Source organism: Dyella acidiphila, assembly GCF_014863405.1.
GTDB lineage: Bacteria > Pseudomonadota > Gammaproteobacteria > Xanthomonadales > Rhodanobacteraceae > Dyella_B > Dyella_B acidiphila.
The window spans coordinates 80977-102135 of record NZ_JACZZA010000008.1 but is presented as its reverse complement, the minus strand read 5'-3'; the positions used below and the strand labels follow the sequence as shown (position 1 = coordinate 102135).

Annotated in this window: 18 protein-coding genes; 6 read left to right on the top strand and 12 right to left on the bottom strand. The window is 60.7% G+C overall.

Annotated elements, in window-relative coordinates; genetic code table 11:
- Positions 1 to 424 precede the first annotated feature (424 nt).
- The 5 genes from IGX34_RS13560 to IGX34_RS13540 form a co-directional block, all read right to left on the bottom strand.
- Entirely contained in the window at positions 425 to 571 is a 147-nt protein-coding gene (locus tag IGX34_RS13560; protein ID WP_192556261.1) for a hypothetical protein, read from the bottom strand.
- Between the two features lie 27 nt (positions 572 to 598).
- Positions 599 to 1264: a DUF3313 domain-containing protein gene (locus IGX34_RS13555; RefSeq protein ID WP_192556260.1), complete on the bottom strand. Its 666-nt coding sequence runs from the start codon at positions 1262 to 1264 to the stop codon at positions 599 to 601.
- A gap of 131 nt (positions 1265 to 1395) precedes the next feature.
- On the bottom strand, positions 1396 to 2559 hold the full coding sequence (locus IGX34_RS13550; RefSeq protein WP_192556259.1) for a sensor histidine kinase: 1164 nt from the start codon (positions 2557 to 2559) through the stop codon (positions 1396 to 1398).
- Positions 2556 to 3218 (bottom strand): response regulator, encoded by a 663-nt coding sequence (locus IGX34_RS13545; RefSeq protein WP_192556258.1) that lies wholly within the window; start codon positions 3216 to 3218, stop codon positions 2556 to 2558. The genes IGX34_RS13550 and IGX34_RS13545 overlap by 4 nt, the downstream gene beginning before the upstream one ends.
- Positions 3219 to 3411: 193 nt before the next feature.
- The gene (locus IGX34_RS13540; RefSeq protein WP_192556257.1) at positions 3412 to 4335 is read right to left on the bottom strand and encodes a LysR family transcriptional regulator; all 924 of its coding nucleotides are present in this window, start codon (positions 4333 to 4335) and stop codon (positions 3412 to 3414) included.
- Positions 4336 to 4438: 103 nt separating this feature from the next.
- Between IGX34_RS13540 and IGX34_RS22505 the strand changes: the two genes are divergently transcribed.
- Positions 4439 to 4627 (top strand): SDR family NAD(P)-dependent oxidoreductase, encoded by a 189-nt coding sequence (locus IGX34_RS22505; protein ID WP_425598790.1) that lies wholly within the window; start codon positions 4439 to 4441, stop codon positions 4625 to 4627.
- Positions 4620 to 5111, top strand: coding sequence for a hypothetical protein (locus IGX34_RS13530; protein ID WP_192556256.1), 492 nt, complete (start codon positions 4620 to 4622; stop codon positions 5109 to 5111). Before IGX34_RS22505 ends, IGX34_RS13530 begins: the two co-directional genes overlap by 8 nt.
- Positions 5112 to 5649: 538 nt before the next feature.
- On the opposite strand, the gene IGX34_RS13525 is transcribed toward IGX34_RS13530, so the two are convergent.
- Positions 5650 to 7662, bottom strand: coding sequence for a sensor histidine kinase (locus IGX34_RS13525; protein ID WP_225737456.1), 2013 nt, complete (start codon positions 7660 to 7662; stop codon positions 5650 to 5652).
- Entirely contained in the window at positions 7628 to 8323 is a 696-nt protein-coding gene (locus tag IGX34_RS13520) for a response regulator transcription factor (protein WP_192556255.1), read from the bottom strand. The genes IGX34_RS13525 and IGX34_RS13520 overlap by 35 nt, the downstream gene beginning before the upstream one ends.
- Before the next feature lie 397 nt (positions 8324 to 8720).
- Here IGX34_RS13520 and IGX34_RS13515 point away from each other — a divergent pair, with 397 nt between their 5' ends.
- Positions 8721 to 9161 carry a hypothetical protein gene (locus IGX34_RS13515; RefSeq protein ID WP_192556254.1) on the top strand — a complete coding sequence of 147 codons (441 nt, stop codon included), beginning with the start codon at positions 8721 to 8723 and terminating at the stop codon, positions 9159 to 9161.
- Between the two features lie 174 nt (positions 9162 to 9335).
- On the opposite strand, the gene IGX34_RS13510 is transcribed toward IGX34_RS13515, so the two are convergent.
- Positions 9336 to 9569 carry a hypothetical protein gene (locus IGX34_RS13510; RefSeq protein ID WP_192556253.1) on the bottom strand — a complete coding sequence of 78 codons (234 nt, stop codon included), beginning with the start codon at positions 9567 to 9569 and terminating at the stop codon, positions 9336 to 9338.
- A 402-nt stretch (positions 9570 to 9971) separates the two neighbouring features.
- Here IGX34_RS13510 and IGX34_RS13505 point away from each other — a divergent pair, with 402 nt between their 5' ends.
- From IGX34_RS13505 to IGX34_RS13495, 3 genes are all read left to right on the top strand, one after another.
- Positions 9972 to 11789 carry a hypothetical protein gene (locus tag IGX34_RS13505; RefSeq protein WP_192556252.1) on the top strand — a complete coding sequence of 606 codons (1818 nt, stop codon included), beginning with the start codon at positions 9972 to 9974 and terminating at the stop codon, positions 11787 to 11789.
- A 105-nt stretch (positions 11790 to 11894) separates the two neighbouring features.
- Positions 11895 to 13280 (top strand): tyrosinase family protein, encoded by a 1386-nt coding sequence (locus IGX34_RS13500; protein ID WP_192556251.1) that lies wholly within the window; start codon positions 11895 to 11897, stop codon positions 13278 to 13280.
- Positions 13281 to 13415: 135 nt separating this feature from the next.
- Entirely contained in the window at positions 13416 to 15959 is a 2544-nt protein-coding gene (locus IGX34_RS13495; protein ID WP_192556250.1) for a hypothetical protein, read from the top strand.
- 337 nt (positions 15960 to 16296) lie between these two features.
- Here the strand turns inward: IGX34_RS13495 and ssb are convergent, their stop codons facing one another.
- From ssb to IGX34_RS13475, 4 genes are all read right to left on the bottom strand, one after another.
- On the bottom strand, positions 16297 to 16830 hold the full coding sequence (ssb, locus tag IGX34_RS13490) for a single-stranded DNA-binding protein (protein ID WP_192556249.1): 534 nt from the start codon (positions 16828 to 16830) through the stop codon (positions 16297 to 16299).
- Between the two features lie 161 nt (positions 16831 to 16991).
- A complete protein-coding gene (locus IGX34_RS13485) occupies positions 16992 to 18299 on the bottom strand; it encodes a carbohydrate porin (protein ID WP_192556248.1) in 1308 nt (435 codons plus the stop codon).
- Positions 18300 to 18641: 342 nt separating this feature from the next.
- On the bottom strand, positions 18642 to 20138 hold the full coding sequence (gene glpK / locus IGX34_RS13480) for a glycerol kinase GlpK (protein ID WP_192556247.1): 1497 nt from the start codon (positions 20136 to 20138) through the stop codon (positions 18642 to 18644).
- Between the two features lie 63 nt (positions 20139 to 20201).
- On the bottom strand, positions 20202 to 21044 hold the full coding sequence (locus IGX34_RS13475) for an MIP/aquaporin family protein (RefSeq protein WP_192556246.1): 843 nt from the start codon (positions 21042 to 21044) through the stop codon (positions 20202 to 20204).
- Positions 21045 to 21159: the final 115 nt, after the last annotated feature.

Below are 21159 nucleotides of genomic sequence, written 5' to 3'. Positions count from 1 at the left end.
TCCGTACGCGCTGGCCGTGCAGGCCATTGAAAGCGTATTGATCGCCAACCGCGACTATCGCATGCCACCCGGTTCGAGCGACCATCCCCTCGCAGGCCCGCTGCCACTCGACGCAGCCCAGTGCTACGGCCTATGCACCGCTATGCACCTGCTGAGTACGTATGCAAGCAGACATCAAGCGCTGAGTGACTGAGCCGCGCGTACGCGTATGACCGAAGTCATGGACGCGTCAGCTACGGACGCGTCTTTTGCGGCACGTTGCCAATCGCCAACGTGCCGCGTTTTGGCCGCACAACAAAGCGCAGACCTGGAAAGGTCGAGGTAGGTTGGGTTAGCGCAGCGTAACCCAACAATGCCCGTTCCTTTGGTGGAGATCTGTTGGGTTACGCTGCGCTAACCCAACCTACGCGATTCGGCGGCGTCGTTACCGCCAACGTTCGCAATAACGCGGCCCATGATCGCGCAAGCAATCATCGTAATGATCATGATCGTAATGATCGCGCCGCTCCACCGTAACGCAGCCGCCCAGCACCAGCGCACAGGCAATACCAAGAAGAAGAATCTTTTTCATTGTTGTTCTTGTAATGATGGGTAAGGTTTACTGCAGGCTCGCGAGCAGGCTGTCCGCGCCCTTGTCGATACCGCGCTTGGAAGCACCGAGCTTGCCGAAGGTGGCGCCGATGTTCATGGCATTGGGATACTGCTTGTCTACGTACGCCTTCAGCAGCTTCTGGCTCGACGCATCGTAGATTTCCACCGCATAGCTCACCGAACCCGTCATCAGCCCTTCGCGACCGCGGATGGCCTGCACGGTGTTGATCGGCGCGCCGCCCAGATCCATGCGCGTCCAGGTGGAGAGGAACTTGGTGGTGCCCTTGGCGCCGGTAAGCGTTACGCGGATGCGCAGCGTGCCGTCGACCGGTACCGGCGCCTGCTCGAAGCGCTGGCGCAGCTTGCTCTCGAACTGCTGCTGCATGTAGCTGGCCAGTTCTTGCTTGTCCTGCTCGGTAATCTTCGGGTTGAATTGATTGTCGGCGCCGCGGTAGATCGTCACCGGATCCATCACGAAGCTGCGGTAGCGCTTCCAGTCGACGTCGGCGGTGTAGGCGTAAGGCTCGTGGCCGCGCCGGCTCTGCTCATTCGGGCTCAGATAGCTCGATGACTGAATATCCTGATACGGCTTTGGCTGCGGCGAGGCACAACCGGCCAGCGCGCTGGCCGCGCCGAGCAGCAAAAGGCACGAAGCCCTGGAGGTGACCTGCATGATGCGTTCCTAGTCTTGGTGGGGAAGCGCGCCGTGGCGCGCAGGGAGCGCATGGGGGCGGCTCCTTGATGAAGATGCTAGGGAACGGTTTTTAGGAATTGATTAGGGTTGGCCCATGTGCGCGGCCAACCTCATCGCGCCGGAAACAGGATGCGAATGCGCAAGCCCTGCCCCAGCTCGCCCGGGCCGGTTTCGATGGTCGCATCGTGCAACCGGGCAATGCTCGCTACCAGCGAAAGACCGATGCCGCTGCCTTGCGTGGCCGCCGCCGACGCGCGATAGAAGCGCGTAAAAATCGCCTCGCGCTCCGCCTCCGGCACACCCGGACCGTCATCGGCTACTTCCAGCATGGGGTGGCGGCGACCCTCGCGATCCGTATCGCCGCAGCGAACTTCGACCACGCCGGATGGACGGCCGTGCCGCAGCGCGTTGTCGACCAGGTTGCGGATCAGAATGCCCATCTCGTCCACATCGCAGCGCACCAGGCACGCCGCGCCGGACAACTGCAGCCGGGTATCCTGCGCGGCCGCCTGCACCGCAAACTCATCGAGCACATGGCGGCACAGAGCCATCAGATCGACGTCATCCAGCCCGGTGGCATGCAGGCCCGCATCGAGCCGGGCCAGATCCAGCAATTGATCGGCCAGGCGATGAGTGCGCTGCGACACATCCAGCAACTTCCGCAGCGCCTCGTTCTTGCGCTCCGGCGTCGCTGCGCGCAACGCCACTTCGCCCTGCATCTGCAAGGCCGCCAGCGGCGTGCGCAGTTCGTGCGCTGCATCGGCGATAAATTGGCGCTCTGCGCGCATGGCGTTATCCACCCGCGCCAGCAGTGCATTGAAGGCCAGGATCAGCGGACGCAATTCGTCCGGCACTTTCTCCGCCGACAAGGGTTCCGAATCGAACGCCTTGCGCCGCGCGATCTCTTCCGACATCGCCCGCAACGGGCGCAGCGACGTCACCACCGCCCACCACATCAGCACGCCGACAATGGCCAGCTCGATCGTGTTGAGGAACATCGCGGTGAGCATGCTGGCCGGTTCGCTGATGGTTTTTGACGCAGCCGACGCATGCGCCAGCGGGTGCTCTGCGCTGCCGGCAGGCGCGGTTTGCGCAACGTTCCACTTGTCCGGCAACGCACTGATCAGGCGATTGCCCAGCGAATACAGCCCCGAGCGCCACGCGTTCGAAGGGCCCGCCGTGACATAGGAAGCGAACATGGCGATGGAAATGCCCCAGGCCAGCGCGATCACCAGGCCCAAGGCCGCCAGCATGCGCCACTGCAGGGATTTCATGGCGCGTCACCGATGGTGTAGCCATGGCCATGTACGGTGGTGATCACCTCGTCGCCCAGCTTCCGCCGCAATTGATGCACGAAGACCGAAACGGTATTGCTGCCCACCGCCGCACGGTCGCCATAGATGGCGCGCTCCAGATCGTCGCGCGTAATCACATGCCCCTTGCGCTTGAGCATGGTGAGCAGCACCTGGTACTCATGCGCACTCAAGGCTACGTGCTCGCCACCCTTGGTCACGCGCCGCTTCACCGGATCCAGCACCACCTCGCCATGGCTGAGCGTGGGCACCACCTGCCCTTCACTGCGCCGCGTCACCGCGCGCAGCCGCGCCAGCAATTCACCCAGCTGGAACGGCTTGACCAGGTAATCGTCGGCGCCCGCATCCAGGCCACGGATGCGATCGCTCAACTGGCCGCGTGCCGTCAGCATGATCACCGGCACCGTGTCGTAGCGTTCGCGCAGAAAGCGCAGCACGGTGAGACCGGATTCGCCCGGCAGGCCGATATCCAGCAGCACCGCGGCATAGGCATGTTCGACCAGGGCCGTTTTCGCCGCCATGGCGTTGCTGGCGTGGTCGATCGCCCAAGCGTGCTGCCGTACGCCATCGCAGATGGCTTCGGCCAGCATCAGGTCGTCTTCCACTAGCAGCAGATTCACCGGCATGGCCCCTCGGGACAGGATGTGCGACTGCAAGCATGCGCCTGGGTGATTAGGTTTTGATTAATACCCTGGCTGGCGCCGTTGCTTTTCCGGAGAGCGCCAGGCTGCAGATTTGCGCGTTACGTCAACAGTATCTCATCGTCATTCCGGCACAGGCCGGAGTGACGGTTATGGAACTGCGCCACCAGCGTCATGCACCCGACGGCGCCCGCCACTCCGTCGCCGTCAATTTCGCAATGAAAAAATCAGCCACAGCACTCACCTTCGCCGGCCGCGCACGCGCCGTGGGCGTCACGAAATACAGGCCGCCCTCGGGCATGCGCCAGTCCGTCAACAACGGCTCCAGTTGCCGATCGGCAAAATAGGGAACCGCCGCAAACTCCGGCAACTCGGCAATGGCCAGCCCGGCCAGCACGGAAGGCAGCAGCCCCTCCAGCGTGGTGGTTCGCAATACGCCGGTAGGCGTTACCGTGCATTCCTCCCCGGATTTATGCGTAAAACGCCATACATCGCGCCGGCTGCGGTTGAGGTAGGTAAGGCACTGATGCGCCCCCAGATCGTGCGGATGCTGCGGACGGCCATAGCGCGACAAATAACTGGGCGATGCCACCACGTAGCGGCGCACTGGCGCGATCAGCCGCGCGACCAGCGACGAGTCTTCCATGATCGCCATGCGCAACGCGGCATCGAAACCTTCGCCGATCAGATCCACCTGCGCGTCAGCCAGATGCAGGTCGATCGAAATATCCGGGTATTGGCGGAAAAATTCCGGCAACAGCGGCGCCACCCAGCGCACCCCGAAAGCGAGCGGCGCGGCCAGCTTGACCAGGCCGCGCGGGCGGCTTGAGGTCTCGCGCGCAAAGTCCTCTGCGTCTTCGGCATCGGCATAGATTTTTGCCGCGCGCTCGGCCAGCGAACGGCCGTAGTCGGTAAGCGCCAATCGGCGCGAGGTGCGGTTGAACAGCCGGCCGCCCAGCCGCTCTTCCAGCCGCGTTACCGCCCGCGACACCGTGGCGACCGACACGCCCATGCTGCCCGCCGCCCCGGCAAACGAGCCTTCCTCGGCGACCTTGGCGAACATCGCCAGCCCTTCGAAATCCGGCAGTTTTGACATCGACATTCCTGCAACGATGGTTTTCATTCATTTCTATTTCGAAAAATAGCACCCCGCCCTAAATTTGTCCCGTCGCAGCAATCCACCCACTCGGAGACAAACCATGGCTCGCAAGCTCGAAGGAAAAATTGCCGTTGTAACCGGCGCCACCAGCGGTATCGGCCTGGCCACCGCCAAGCGTTTTGCCACGGAAGGTGCCCTCCGACACGACCAAGATCTCCGCCGGCTATGGCAGGAAGATCGACGGAATACTCGGATACAGCTTTCTATCGGACAAGTTGGTCTTGATTGATTATCCGGCGCACCAACTCGGGATTTTCGAGCATCAAAGCGAAACCCGGGCGATGACGAATACGTGCCATAAGCGTTGGGATACGCGTCTTGAGACCGTAGATAGCTTTCCGGTTATATCCAATTTTCGATTTGGAGCCATCACTGCGCCCGTCAGCTTCGACACTGGATCGAATGGCGGCATTGCATTCTTCAAAAGCGCGCTTGCATTGAAGAGCATAAGCTCCGCTCTAACGGAGAAGGGCACGCTCACTCACATTGGAGCGAGAGGTGAATCCAAATCGAAGTCCTATGTGTTCGGTGCGGCGGTGGGGCTGGGGCCATTCACGCTTCCGGCTGGACAGACAGTAAGCCTTCATAACGAAGAAGGCTCAACAGCCACGCGCATCGCGAATATTGGAAACAAGCTGTTCGCGGACATGCAACTCAAGGTGCTGCTCGACTACCCCGCAAAGACCATAACGGTGTTTGGCGACTGCCAGTGACAAGGTCCTGGCATAGAAAACGGAGACATAGGTCTAAGACTTAAGAAACCCAGATAAATGGACGAAGGGAAAGTGCACCCTGCCCCCTGATCTGGCAATCGGCCTTCCTCCATTTCCAAGCCGAAGATTATTCCGTTCAGAACGGTGCTGACTACTAAGTGGTGCGGATTTGCCGATTCCTACCGCGCTTCACCTTGGCCGTATCGTCTCGGCGCCCACGAATGTCACGACCATCATGATTGCGGAAGCCATCAGCCGGCGTCTTCGATAGGCAAGGTGCTACGAAAACCAAGCCATCACTCGTTTTCAAACGTGAACAAGCAAGTTCCGAAAAAAGGCCCCTAACGCACGGGGGCTTTTTTTCTACCAGCTTGATCTCTGGTGCTTTTTTGGAACGGCCATCACTTCCTGACGACTCACCCATCCGTGGATAAGCCCAGCGTTTAAGCTAAATCAGCGCCACAAAATCGCGACAAACAGCCGGATTGTTACGTTTCAGCCAGCAATCCCCTAAAGACGCAACGAAGCGACGAAAATTTCACATCACCGCTAAATTTCCACGTTGCAGAGGTAGCCACAGCGTAAATCGCGTACCGGTTTCTCCCGATACCCACGCAACCCGCCCATCAACGGCCTGCGCGCGGCGCTGCTGATTGTGCAAACCGCGCCCGCCTGCTCGCCAGAGCGTGGCTGCCACATCGAAGCCTTGGCCGTTATCTTCAATGATCACTTGCACGCCATCAGCTGCTGCGGAGGTAGCCACTCGAATGACCGTGGCGCGCGTATGGCGCAGGACGTTGGCGATGCATTCCTGGACAATGCGCAAAATGTTCAAGGCACTCGAAGGATCCAACCAGCTCAGTGCAGGCAGCTCTTGCACATTCCACATCAGCGCAACATTGGCACTTTCCATGCGTGGTTCCAATCGGAAGCGCAAGGTGGCCAGCAACAACAAGAGATCGGCCTCGACCGGCTCCATCGAGTCGATCGCCAACTTCAGATCGTCCATGCAGTCTTTGAGCAGCTGCGATACCTCGATATCGCGCATGCGCCCCTGTTCCACCGAGCGGATGGCGCTGATCAGGGTGGAGCCGAGTCCGTCGTGCATGTCCTGCATCAAGCGCTGGCGTTCGTCGCTCAGCAACTGGCGCTGTTCGATCTCGCGCAGCCGTTGATGGCTTTCTTCCAGCTCGACTTCACGCAAGCGCAGTCGCTGCGCCAAACCGGCATTGACCTGCTCCACTTCGTCGATGGCATTCACGTAGCGCCGATACATCAGCAAGCCTAAGAGGGTGAAGGTAACGCCATTGGTATAGGCGCCGAGAAACCAACCCTCCGGACCTATGACGTTGTTGTGCAGCGCCCAGTCCGACATGCCGAGCAGGACACTAATGGCGATCGCGACGACCACCAATCGCCCTTCCCGCGACGAGCGCCAGGTACAGATGCCCCCCACGAAGCCGACGGTCATCGCCATCAGCAGTTCCACCGCGTAGAACGCCGCCAGCATCGGCGGGGAGTTGGGCAAGGCCCACGGCAGCGGCAGGCTTGCCACGCCAATCAGCAGGGGTGCTGCAATCATGCCGCGACTTAGCCAGCGCAATGGCCGCCCGTGCAGCAGCCGCAGGAGGAAATGCACCGCGGTAAGCAGCCAGCATAAGGAATTGAGCACAAGCCAGCCGAACCAGTCGTGCGCAATCGGCAAATCCACGTAGTAGTGCAGGTGTGCGGCAAAGGCGATAGCGGATAAGTTGAAGAACAATAGATAGCCCGGTTCGTGACAGCGCTTCAACCACACGAACAAGGCAAAGACACCGACCGCCAGAAACGCAGCGTTCAACATCGCCGGCAGTCCCTCCTGCAACCACTGCCTCACCTGATAACGCCCGCGCAATGCATCGGCCGGCCCCAGCCACAGCGAGGACACGGCCACTGGGTAGGCGGGGCTATGCTCCAGTCGAATCACAATTTCCCGCACGGGCGTGTCACTCACACCCGGCTCCAACCCCACCCACAACGGCGTAAACAAGCTATTCCATTGCTGGCCACGCTGTTGCGCCCGATACATCAACTTGCCGTTGATATAGATAGCGATAGGGCCGTCGGTTTTGAGGCGTATGCCGTATAGCGCCCATGATGCCGTTATCGCCTGCGGTCCATCCACGCCCAGCCTGACCCAGGTAATTAGGTTTGCCGGCCCGGCCGGCGCTGTGGCAAGTGGATGCATGGTCAGCGGCAACGCCGTCGCGTGCCAGGCCTGCGGCAAGCTATGGCTGTCCAACGAAGCAGGAGGCGCACTGTAGCCCGGTGTTTCCACCTCCTGCCAACTGGCCTTCGTCAGATGCAGGCATTCGCCAGACCGCTGGATGCCGCTTCCCGCCAGCGAGAGGAACGCGCCCAGGGCAACCAGCAAGGTCACCGAGAAAACCAGTGCTGCCAAAGCGGGAAGATTTTTCAAAAAGCGGCGAGGCGCCCTGTCGATTACCGCACTCCGCAATGTTGACGTACGAACCGAATTAGCCGTCCAGAATCCCCTGATTCCTGGCTTCATATATCGCTTCCGCCTTCGATGTTACGTTCAATTTGCTATAGATACGCCGCACAAAGCTTCGCACGGTGAAAGGCGACAACGACATCAGCTTGGCGATTTCATTGGCCGTAAAACCTTTGGTGATGAGCTCCAGCACTTCTTTCTCGCGCGCCGATAGAAGTTGCGTTGTTTCCTCCGGCGCAACCGGGGGACTTGCGCCACCTCCCCCGATCTGCCGAAATCGCGCAAGCACTTGTCGCGCAATGATAGGACTGATCGGGCTGCCGCCGCTGGCGAGATTGCGAATTTCATTGACGATTTTTGCCGGCGAACTGTCCTTCAGCAGATAACCCGATGCGCCGACCTCGATCGAACGGATGACGTGGGTTTCGTCGCCGAAGTTGGTACTGACCATGACACTGCAGCTACTCCATTGCTGCACGGCGGCCTTGATGACATCGATGCCGGAACCATCGGGCAAGCCCAGATCCACCAGAAGCACATCGGCCGGTGCACCCTGCAGCAGCTGCAGCCCCTCAGCGCGCGTGCCGGCAGTGCCGGCAACGCGGATGTCCCCCGCGCTCGCTATCGCCTCCGTCAAGGCCAGCCGGAAACACAGGTCGTCCTCCACGATGGCCACGTGGATCAGGGGCGTAGTCTGGCCGGTGGCCGGCAATTCCATGAAAGGTCCAGGATTCGAAGGAGGATGTCATTTTGCAATGTGCCGGACAATGGCGCGTGTAGCGTCTTTGTTCTACAGACAGCATAGCGCGCCGCCTGCACGATACCCAGCCATGGTCATCTCTTTAGGCTTTCGCATCCTCGCCACATTGCAGTACCCGATGGACGCGACCGACGACGGCCAGTTTGCCCGCCGCGTGAGCGATTAGGCGTCACACCTCAACCTGGCGCAATCGCTCTGAATCGATACGTGCTCCTCTGATATCGATGTAGATGCCGACGCCGACGCCGACGGTCTTCCTGGCACTTCACTGAAAGAGAGCAAGCCGACGACGAAGCTCGCCAATACGGTCTAGAAACAACTTACATTTCCGCAAACCAACCACAGAGGGAATCGAATGGCCACGACTGATGATTTATCCATCGAGCAATTCATGCAGGAATTCGACTCAGCCATCCAGAAGGCACCCGCAGAACCGACGCTCCGGTCTCAATCGGCATATTCATGGCAGACGCTATGTGACAGCCTGTTGCGACGACTACTGGAGCAATTCCGCGAGGTCTACAATTACCGTAATCAGGCGCGTATTGAGCTCACGGGGGACGGCGTGAGCTCGCTTGGTGTTGTGATGTTCGCGATGGATGGAAAGAGCTTCCCCCCGGGCGGAAACCTTCGGTTTTCCCCCGCACGGATCCCTGGCGAGGTCCAGTTCGACATCATTTTCCTGGACAAAGTCGTAAACACCGGAACGTGCTCGTACGGACTCGCAGACTCGCGCTGGCTGATGCTTCGGCTCAGGGATTTCTGCGACGAATTCCACGCGCGGGCACTATCGTAGTTGCTTGGCTCGTCCCTTGCGCACCCCTCCCCTGATTGGGGGCTGATCCGGCCAGCACCCACCACCGAGGACGACATGCACCAAACGCAAGGGTGCTATGGAAACGAAGTTATCACCCAGCCTTAAAGCGAAAAACACGTTTTGGCAAAAATAAACCCCCGACGCTTCGGGGGTTTATTTTAAAAATCCACCCATTTGTTCTCTGGCAATGGTCGGGCGGCCTCTTTCTACTTGCAACGCGCCAGGCAACGGTGCGTGTAGCATCTTTGTTCTACAGACAGCGTAGCGCGCCATCTGCACGATACCTGGCGATGGGCGCTCGCCCATCGCCGTCACACGGAACCCGGTCCGTTTTTTTATTAATAAATTAATTCGACTGCATGGGTTGTCGCCGCGTTTTTTATCCATGCGCGCTTAAATTTAAATAGGAAAACTCAGAAGAAAATACGGTTGCATACGAGTATGAAAGCAATGATCCATGGCGCGACAGGTTTTATCACGTCACTTTCACGATGCTCATTGTTTTATCTCGGCCAGCAAGGGGGAATTGGGGGAAAGCGGGTAATGCTTTCGCGCATTTGATAACCATCAATGTGCGTTATCCGCGAACTTATATTTCTAACGATATTGCGCCAATGAAATGGCGCGATCTACGGCCGCTCGCCTCGGATTTCTGACCAGGCAAGCGCACGTCGGTGCACGTCGTCGCCTGTGAAAAACCGAAATCCGCATTGACTGATTTTCAGTGAGCCGCTCTCACCAAGGGCAGCTTTATCGACTTTTCCTTACTTTCCACAGGATTAGAGAGCAATGAGAAAGCTAGCCGCAGCAAAACGGGAACATAGTGCGACTTTCAAATGCTTTGGCGCCGCTATATTGGCGCTGGCACCTCTTGGATTCGCCTCCGCGCAAACCGTGGTGCCATCGAATGCGAGAACCTATTGCGCGGTTTCTCCGAGCACATTTGCCAGCTGGTTCGTAGACGGCAAGCCAAGCTTGAATGGCGCGATCAATCCAGCCGACGGCATCCGGTTTCCCCTCCAGAATAGTGACTGCGATTTCTATCATTGGGGCGAGCAGATGTTCCTATGGCTTACCTCGCCTGCCTCGGGAAATTCCGGATCGAACGGCCTCGTATTCACGTCGCCGATTTTCTATAACGTCTCCGGAGAAGATGCGACGAGGCACCGCACTTACTCGCGAAACACGCCTGAAGCCCCGCTCCCTCTGTTGAAGGTGCGTAACGCTCAGACCGGCCCGCACGACCTGCAACTCGTGATGGACAAGGAAGGGCACCTGTTCGAGGTGCTGCCCGCCCTGCAAGCCCTGGATGGCAATTCGCTGATGCGCAATGCGGCCGGCAAAATGGTCGAAGTCAATCGCATCGAAGCCAAGCCCGGCGAAAGGCCCGCGTTTTTCGATACGGCAAACAAACAGATCGTTCAGCCGAAAGCGCCGGCGCTCGATACCACGCTGGCCCTGCGTGTCGCCCCAGAGCTGGTCACGGTCACCCCGGAGCAAACGAAGAACTTCGTGCAGGCTTTCGAGGCGCACGGCAAGGTGGTGTTCGTCGACAGCAATGGCAACACCATTGATCCGACCCAGGGCCAGGCGGGACGTCTGTCGGGCGTGCTTCTGGCGCGGAATGAATCGCTGGTGTACTACGCCACGATGGTGAATGACGTGTACGCGTTCTTCCAGACCGGCAGCCTCAATGGGACCTTTGGCGACCGCGGTCCGGAGGAAAAAAATTACTTCTTCCCCACCACGCAACAGGAGCTCGACCCGGTTATTCGCTATGCGGCGACGAAGGGCTCCAGCTTGCCGGACCGCGTTGCAATGGCGGTCGAACTGAAGACTTCGTGGATTGATATCGCCGGCCTGCCGGCACTGGGATTGAATCCAAGCGACTTCATTACCGTGACGACCACGGTGCCCGACTACGACCGGAGCAATCCGCTGCTGTGGATCCCTACCGGGCGTAGCAATAAGGTGACGCTGGCCATGGTAGGCATGCACGTGGTCGGCAGCGTCGCGGGACACCCGGAAATGATCTGGGCCACCTTCGAACACACCAACAATACGCCGAGGTCCAGTTACACCTACACCAATGACCAGGGCCAAATTTCCACGGTGCCGCAGGGGCGGGCCGGCACCTGGGCGTTCGCATCGCCGAACGCGACGAACTACAACGTGCAGAAGGCCAGTTACGCGGATTCGCCCAATATCACGGCGACCAAGGACCAGACCATTTCGCCCAGCGACACCATGCTCTTGAAGGCTTGGGGTACCGCTTCGGATGATACGGACTCCGCGTTCAAAAATACCGAGGTCATTTCGGCCGACAGCAGCGTACTCACCCAGATTGCCAAGGGTGACGTACGGGCTAACTACATCATGACTGGCGCGACGTGGACCACCAACGGGAAGGCGGTGCGGCGCGACAACCAAGTCGGCACCAACCGTCTCAACAATACGACCATGGAGACGTACGACCAGGGCGTCGACAGCCAACGCAACGGCGCGAACTGCTTTTCCTGCCACACCAACAAGCAGAAGGAAGGCGAGCCTGCCAACACCGATGTCAGCCACATTTTTAGCGCGCTGATCCCGCTGTTTACCAAGTAGCCCTGACTCACCACATGGCCCTGCGTAGCCATTGATATCGGAACACGATCGGCGGCCCCGGCCATGCGCGGGATCGCTCTTGTTCGCCCCATAAGGAGAGCCCCAATGAATTCCAGAAGGCGCTTTTTGAAGTCGTCATTGACCGTCGCAATGATCCCGCTGTTACCTGATATCGCGTTCGCCGACGAGCCACGGGCCGCGGCGGCGGCAGCGACGGTCACGCGCCCCAGTTGGAGCGTGTTTCGCAGCGGACCGCTGTACTCGGTGTACGTCGAGACCATCCGCAAAATGCGCGCCAATACCAATGCCAGCGATCCCAACAGCTGGTTCTATTGGGCCAACGTGCACCAGAACTTCTGCCCGCACGGCATCGCCTACTTCCTGGCCTGGCATCGCGGCTACCTGCACTTGTTCGAGCAGAAGTTGCGCGAGATTTCGCGTAACAACGCTCTGATTGTGCCGTACTGGGACTACTACACCGACCCCAAGATGCCGAACGAATTTCTCGATACGTCCTCGCCGCTGTACATCGCCGGCCGGCGCAACAACAACGTGCACGCGTCGCTCAGCCTCGACCCGTTCGCCAACAACGTGATCAACTTTCCGCAGGGCATGGGCAACGCCTTCGAGCCCTCGGTCGAGAGCCGGCCGCACAATGCCGTGCACAACATCATCGGCGGCGTCATGGCGAATCTGCAGTCGCCGCAGGACCCGATTTTCTGGGTACATCACGCCAATATCGATCGTCTGTGGGCAGCCTGGGTCAAGGCCGGCGGCGGCCGCACCATGCCTGCGCCGTCCTCGTCGTACTGGTCGGGTATCTTCAACTATGCGCCAGGCGTAACCATGCCGCGCAACGTGACCATCTCGACCGTCGGCCTGGGTTATCAGTACGAGAACGAGAACATGCCCAACAGAATTCCCCCGGCGGTGGCGCCGGCACGGCCGCCACTGATCAAACTCAAGGCACTGGCGCCGAAGCTGCTGGGCGCACAGACCCTGGGTGGCGGCGAGCAGCTGTCGCTCGACCAGAAGTCGGTGAGCGTGGAAGTGCCGGTATCCGTGCAGCAACAGCCGCACCTGCGCACCCTGCTGAAGGCATCCAGTCAGGCCGCGAACGCGAATCCCGCCACCGTACGCGTGGTGCTCAACGGTGTATCGCTGACCGAACTCGGCCAGAGCGGCGGCTACTACTACAAGGTCTTTATCGACCTGCCCGAGCGCGCCAACACCGAGCACGGCGAAAGCGACTACCTGCTCGGCACGCTGGGGCCCTTCGAGATCGCCGGCCTGCAGCATCACGCCGAGCACGGTGGCGGGCAGGTACAACTGTCGTTCCCGGCCACCGACGCCCTGCAGCAGATCAAGCCGGAGAAGCTGGACAAGCTCACCATCTCGTTTGTCCGCGTGGACGGCGACAACCCGGTCAACGGCACCGTGATCAATATCAAGGAGTTCCGCGTAGAGGCCGACAACGCCCCGTCGCCGTAGTCGACGGCAGCGACCTTGTCGTCAAGGAAGGATACGGCGATCGCCGCATCCTTCCTCCCGACACATTGTCGGTCCGGTCGGCACAGCCATAGCCATAGCCATCGTCTGGCGCAAGATCACTCAGGGGCAACAAACATGAGCACGATTTCCTCGACTCCGCCGACCGCATCGGCGGCGGGTCCCGGCACAACCGCCGCGCCCGACTGGGACGCCATCCTCGACCAGGCCGGCCCGGACGGGCCTCTTCCGCGCGTTATCCATCATGGCGGATTCTGGGAGGTAGTCATCGGGGTCCATGTGAAACTGGTGGATGCCCTCCGCCAGGTGAAGAGGCAATTTGCGAGGCTCGTGGTATTCGCAGATACCGTGGATGCTCGGCATGACGGCATGATCGATTTAGGGGACTTCGAAGGCCTGGTCATCATCGCCCGGCGTCTGGAGACCAACGGTACGCTGCATTTCCGTGTAAGGACGGGGATGTATACATTACTCGGCGCCTACGTCCGGGAAATCGAACCTGCCAACTGCAAACCGCAAGCGACGACGTGGTTTAACTTCGAAGACGCGGCGGGTGTTCGGCATGCGCTTAGCCAGTCGGGTTACCTCACCGATCCGTTGACACCGCAGGTGACCAAACTGGCATACGAACACGTGACGCTCCACGACACCGTACTGATGCCGTTCGAAGCCCTTCCCATCGACCTCACCTTGATGCCGATGCGCACCTGCAAATCGCTGGCGGATCGCATGCTGCTGGCTGCGCAAGAACTGGGCGCACAGGGCAAGGGGGAATTGGGCATGGAACTGTGCGGGCGCCTGCGCGAGATGCTCGCCTTGTTGCTGCCGATACAGGGCAAAAGCGCCATACCCCCCGATCAGTATCGGAACATGACCGAACTCTTGGGCCTTACGCCGGATAACACAGATTGGCAACCGCTCGCCCTGACGAGCGCCAGCGTACACGAGCTGCTGCAGCCGGTGCGACTGGCTACCGACCAGGTGCCTTACCTGAGCGCATCCTTCTATGGCGACCTGGCCAAAGAGCACGTGCCGGCGCTACAGGTCTACGCCAACAGCTACACGCGCATGGCCGATCGCACGCTCGATCTGGACACGCGCAAACAGGCGGCGCGGCTGGTACTGGGGGAGAAAGACGATGCCGGCGCCTTTCAACAATTGGTCGCCACGCAGTTAGCCGAAAACCTTCGCCTGGCCACCGAAAGCGTCACTCGTGCCCAGAACGCGATCGAACCGCAGAACGCCAATGTGCGTCGCGCCGAGCAAGCCTTCAAGGACGGTCTGGATGCATGGAAAGCCGCCAAGGAAGCCGAAGCGGCCTGGTCCATCGTCGGCGCGGTATTCACCTTCGTCTCAAGCATAGGCTCGATGTTCGGCGGCAACGCCAGTGGCGCCGCCGGTGCAGCGAAAGCGGCGGCGGACGTGGCCAAGACCGCCGCCAAGCTGGCCGAGATCATGAAGACCCTGGTCAAGCTGGGTCAGAATATCCAGAAGATCGTAAAGTTGTGTCTGGCCATCGTGGCGGCAGCGGACAAGATTGCCGACGCAGGCAAGTTTGCCAGCGACTTGGCTGCCATCAGCAAAGAAACCCTGTCCGACGACGCCAAGGGCGCACCGTCAGCCGCGGCTCAGTGGGATCAACTTTGGCTGGAGGTGGAAACGCAGCTCGCACCTGCCATCAAGGAAGGCATCAATGGTGCGGAGGAATACCTGAAAGAGCTGAAGATCCTGGTGATCTACGGCCGCGCCCTGACCACGGCGCAGGCAGCCCTGCCGCCGTTGATCCAGGAGCTTGCTCGCAACAAGCTGCAACGCGAAATCGCCGTGCGGCAACGCGATGCCGTCATACGCGAAATCTCCGATTTGAAGCATCAGCAGATGCTGTCAGTCCAAGCCATGGCGGTGCTCTGGGGCAACTACCGAAACGTGCAACGCGCGTTGCTCGTCGTGCTGTACCAGTACGATGCCGCATGGCGTTACTGGGCGCTGGACGACACGGTGATCGTCCGCGACGACTATCGCGGCATTGCCGACCTGGCCGGCGAACTCAAGGGTATTGCCGATCTCAAGCAGATGCAGGCGCGCGCGCTGGAGAAATTCAAGCCGGCGCCACAGGAATACCAACACGCCGCTTATGCATTGTCGGCTGCGCAACGCGATGCACTGCTCGATGGACAGAAGATCGGCGTGCGCCTTACACCCGCAGACGGCCCATTGTCGGGCTGGGGCCGCACCAGCCGCGTGCGGGTCAAGGAAGTCCATATCTGGGTGGAGTGGGTTGCCGGGAAACGTCCTGCGCGCGGGGAAATCGAGTTCACGGCACGTACCGCCGGTGAATACGACGATCGGCGCCTAGCGGGCCAGGAATACAAAGTTTTCCATTTTCACGGCGCACCGCTAGATCTGACTTTCCGCTACGACGTAGCTGGCTTACCCGCGGATCAGCCCGGTGCTGCCGTGCATGTGCGCGCGGCCATCGCCGATGAGTTCCGCACGTCTTATAGCGAGCCCACGCTGTATGCCGATTGGATTCTGTCTACGCCGAAGGTAGCTGCGGGCGATGGCAAAACCTTGGATCTGCGGAAGCTGAAAGCGGATATCGCTGGCATTCGGGTGGAGTTCTCCGGGACTTACATCAAAGATCCGGAGCGGATGATATGAGGCTTGTTCCGGAGAGCCTTCGGCAGGTTCTCCGGATGGACTTCGCGGAATGGCCATATCGGCGTGATACGCGAAGTAGTCCGCACAGGTCGTGATCCGCTGGACTTGCACGGATGGCGAGACGGTTGCCTTGACCAGCTTTCCCCTGGGTGGTCCTTGCGTAGTGCAGTCGCCAGCGACTCGGCTACCCTACTGAAATGCAGCAAACGCCAAGGTGCTACGGAAACGAAGCTATCACTCGTTTTCAGGCGTGGACAAGCATGTTTTGACAAAAATAAACCCCCGACGCATCAGGGGTTTATTTTAAAAATCCACCAATTTGATCTCTGGTGTTTTTTTAGAACGGAATATCGTCGTCATCGAAATTGTTGTTGAACGCAGGACCGCTCTCCTGCGCCGGAGCGGGCTGGCGCTGCGGCGCATTGCCGCCACCGCCACCGCCGAAATCGTCGCCGCCACGCCGCGGCGCACCGCCGCCACCCTGCGCGCGCTGGTAGCCGCCACCACCGCCACCACCCATGCCGCCGCCTTCGTTACCGCCGCCAAGCATCTGCAGATCGCTGGCGATGATGTCGGTGGAGTAGCGTTCCACGCCGTCCTTGCCGGTGTATTTATCGGTACGCAGCGAACCTTCGATGTAGACCTGGCGGCCTTTCTTGAGGTATTCGCCGGCGATTTCCGCCAGGCGGCCGAACAGCTTCACGCGGTGCCATTCGGTGCGCTCCTGCTTCTGGCCGCTCTGCTTGTCGGTCCATTGCTCGGAGGTGGCGATGCTGAGGCTGGCGATCGCGGTGCCGCTGCCGGTGTAGCGGACTTCGGGATCGGCGCCGAGGTTGCCGACGAGGATGACTTTATTGATGCCGCGTGCCATGGATGACCTCAAAACTGAATCTGGATAAAGGCGTTAGAGCTGGGCGCCAGGAGCCCATCCTGCCGTGCCGGCGTCTCATGCGACGCGCCAGCGGCGGCAGCCCGCCCGAAGCAGGATAGCCATGATACATGCCCGGCGGCGGGGGCCTAGCCCGGGGGTAGCTAGAACTTGGCCACCACCCGCAGGCCCAGCACGGTGGCATCGCGGTTGGCGCTGCTGCCGCCCGGATGGCGGATGTACTGCACGTTGGGCATCAGCGCCAGGCCGTGCCAGAGCTGGAACTGGTAGTTGAGCTCGGTGACGTATTCATAGCCCTGCTGCACCGGCAGCGGGCCGAGGCCGGCGGCGTTAACCAGGCGTTCGGCATTGGCCACCTCGGTGCTGACCCGGTTGCGCCCGATCGCAAAGCCCAGGCGATCGTCCGGCCGCGAGGCGAACGGGCCTTTGTAGAGCAGGCCGATATCGATCATCTGGTCGATCAGGTCGGTATGCGGGTCGGCCTGGACGACATTGCCGAACACGCTCAGACCGCCGCCGCTGCCGTTATGGAAAACGTCCTGCTGGCCCATGAAGTAGCTGCCCGACACGCTGCTTTGCATCAGCGGCGTATTGCCGCCCAGCACGTCTTCGATGCCGTCAACGCTGAGGAACGCATCGTTGTAGCGCGCGGTATTGCGCCAGCCGCCGACACTCCAGGTGCCGGCCAGCGGCTGTCCGCCCTGGCCGGACAACGCGGTATGCCAATCCAGCTGCGCCAGCATCAGCGTGCCGGTATTGGGGCCGGACGTGCTCAGCTTCAGGCCCTGCGACGTGGAGGCATTGTTCGGATTGACCTCGAAGCCGCCGAACTTGATCGTCCAGGCCGCCGAAGGATTGAGTGCGATCACGCCGCCGGTCTGCGCCAGCGGCCACGCGTCCACGCCCTTGGAGATCCAGCCGGGCAGCGCGCCGCAGAAGCCAAGGTTCTGGAAATTGCAGGCGAACGGGAAGAAATCCACGCCGATATCCATGCGGCCGAATTTCACATCGACCAGGCCGTTCCACAGCACCTGTTCCAGATAGAAGCGCGTCAGCCGCGTGACATTGCCGCCGCCGTAGATTTCCTGCGATTCCAGCAAGGTACCCAGGTGTGCCTTGGCGTCGATCTGGCTGCCGTTGCGGTCGTTGATGTCTACATGCAGCGAGCCGCCAGTCCAGCCCCACAGTTTCTGGAAATCGAAGGCGGCGTGGATGTGGATCTGGTCGGCGTAGGCGTCGGTCTGGCGCGTACCGCCGCTGGTGTTGTGGGCGAATTCGCCGAGGTAGTCCACACCCAGATCGACGCCCTGGTCGTACAGGCGCTGGCGTGCTCCGCCCCAATCGCCGGTCAGGGTGGTGTGGGCGTAATCCTGGTCGCTGTCGGCGGCTTGGGCGCTGGCGGCGGTAACGCATCCGGCCATCGCGATCAGGGCAATGATTTGCTGGCGCATGCTGATTCTCCTGGTACGGCAGTACAACGGCACGGTGCTGGCGATAGGCAATGCAGGCCCCCTGCGGGCATGTGGATGCCCGCCCGTGTGCGTTATCGGGTCAGCGGTTGATGGGATGGCCGGGTAGCGCAGGAGCGTCGATGTTTATGACCAGCTCAAGCGATTGCGCCCCGGACCTTGCAATATCCAGACGTTCTTTTTGCTCGTCATCCCGGCGAAAGCCGGGATCCAGTGACTTCGAAGTGAAACAGGCGCTGGATCCCGGCTTTCGCCGGGATGACGGTGAGGTTCTTTGACAGGTTTCGATCCATGTGAATGGCGCGCTGATTTAGCGAAAGCTTTTCAGATCTTGAAAGCCATGGTGGCTTCCACCGCCTGCTTCCAGCCGGCGTAGAGTTCTTCGCGGCGCGCTTCAGGCATGTCGGGCTCGAAGCGATGATCGATCGCCCAATGTTTGGCGATGTCCGCGCGATTCGGCCAGAAGCCGGTCGCCAGGCCGGCGAGATAGGCCGCGCCGAGCGCGGTGGTTTCCGCCACCTTGGGCCGCAATACCGGCACATTGAGAATGTCGCTCTGGAACTGGGCGAGGAAGCCGTTGGCGATCGCGCCGCCGTCGGCGCGCAGCTCCTTCAGTTTCAGTCCGGCATCGTTTTCCATCGCCGACAGCACGTCGCGCGTCTGGTAGGCCATCGATTCCACCGCGGCGCGAACGAAATGCTCCTTGGTGGTACCGCGCGTGAGCCCGAACACGGCGCCGCGCACGTCGCTGCGCCAGTACGGCGCACCGAGGCCGACAAAGGCCGGCACCATGTACACGCCTTCATTGGTGCCGGCGCGTTCGGCGTATTCCTGCGAATCGCTGGATTTGCCGAGCATGCGCAGACCATCGCGCAGCCACTGGATCACCGAACCGGCCACGAAGATCGCGCCTTCCAGCGCGTATTCCACTTTGCCGTCCACGCCCCAGGCGATGGTGGTAAGCAGACCGTTGTGCGAGGCCACGGCTTTGTCACCGGTATTCATCAGCATGAAGCAGCCGGTGCCATAGGTGTTTTTGGCCATGCCGGGCTCGAAACAGGCCTGCCCGAACAAGGCGGCCTGCTGGTCGCCGGCAATACCGGCAATCGGCACTTCGTGGCCGAAGAAATGCTTGCCCAGGGTATGGCCATAGATTTCGCTGCACGAACGCACTTCCGGCAGCATCGCCTTGGGTACGTCGAGCATCTGCAGCAAGTCGTCGTCCCAGCGCAGCTCGTGGATGTTGTACATCAGGGTGCGCGAGGCATTGGTGTAGTCGGTAACGTGCACCTTGCCGCCGGTGAGGTTCCAGATCAGCCAGCTGTCGATGGTGCCGAACAGCAGTTCACCGCGCTTGGCGCGTTCGCGTGCGCCCTCGACGCGATCGAGTATCCATTTCACCTTGGTGCCGGAGAAGTAGGCATCGATCAGCAGGCCGGTCTTGCTGCGTACCATCTTGTCGTGGCCGGCGGCGATCAGCTCATCGCAGATCTCGCGCGTCTGGCGCGATTGCCACACGATGGCGTTGTATACCGGCTGGCCGGTGGCCTTATCCCACACCACCGCGGTTTCGCGCTGGTTGGTGATGCCGATGCCAGCGATCTTGCGCGCATCCACCTGGGCGTTGTTCATCACTTCGGTGATGGTGGTGAGTACGCTGGTCATGATTTCGCGCGGGTTGTGCTCGACCCAGCCCGGCTGCGGAAAGATCTGCCCGAATTCGCGCTGCGCGACGCCGGCGATACCGCCCTCGCGGTCGAACAGGATGGCGCGCGAGCTGGTCGTGCCCTGGTCGATGGCCAGGATGTATGACTTATCCATGAAACGACTCCTATGCAAGCAATCGCGGGCCGGCCATGGGCGCAGCCCGCATCATCGATATGTTCAGTGCGAAGGATCGATCGCGGCGCGTTCGCCGGGATTGACGCCCTGGCTCAGCAGCGCCCGCTGGCGTGCCGGCAGGAAGGGATAGATCAGCCACTGATAAGCCGCACCGCCGACAGCACCGCCGATCAGCGGACCGACGATGGGAATCCACCAGTAGTTGTCCGGTGCCGGCAACGCCGACGAACCCCAGCCAGCAAAATACGCGAACAAGCGCGGACCGAAATCGCGTGCCGGATTGATCGCCCAGGCTTCCAGATATCCCATCGACGCGCCGATGGTGGCCACCAGGAAACCGATGATCAACGCACCGGAATTCGCGCCGGGCGCCATCTCGTTGTACTGCTCGGTGATCGCGAAGATGCCGAACAGCAAGAAGGCGGTCAGCACGATCTGGTCCAGCAGCGCATGCATCGGCGTGATGGCCAGCCCCGGATGCGTGAAGAACACGCCTGCGGCACCGCCCATGGCACGCGTGAGCTGATGGGTCTGGTTGTAGTGATCGATCACCGGCGCAAACAGCAGGTATACGACTGCCGCGCCGATAAAGCCGCCGATCACCTGCGCCACGGAGTAAGGAATCACCTTCTTCCATGGAAAACCGCGGAACAACGCCAAGGCCAAGGTCACCGCCGGATTGGCATGCGTGCCGGATACCGAACCGGTCACATAGATGGCGATCGTCACCGCCAGGCCCCACGCGATGCACACGCCCCAATAGGCGTTGACATAGGGACTGGGGTCGTACAGCACGTACATGCAGGCTACCGAATCGCCGAAGGCGATGATGATGAATACGGCAACTGCCTCGGAAATCAGCTCGCCGATGGTCTGCCGGTTCATGACTGCACCTCCGGCGTGCGTGACTCGAGCGGCCTTGCGATAAACAGGCTTACTGGATGCTTCGACATGTCTCTCCTCATGTCTTGTTCTCCGCGGTGACGATGGACGGGCCGAT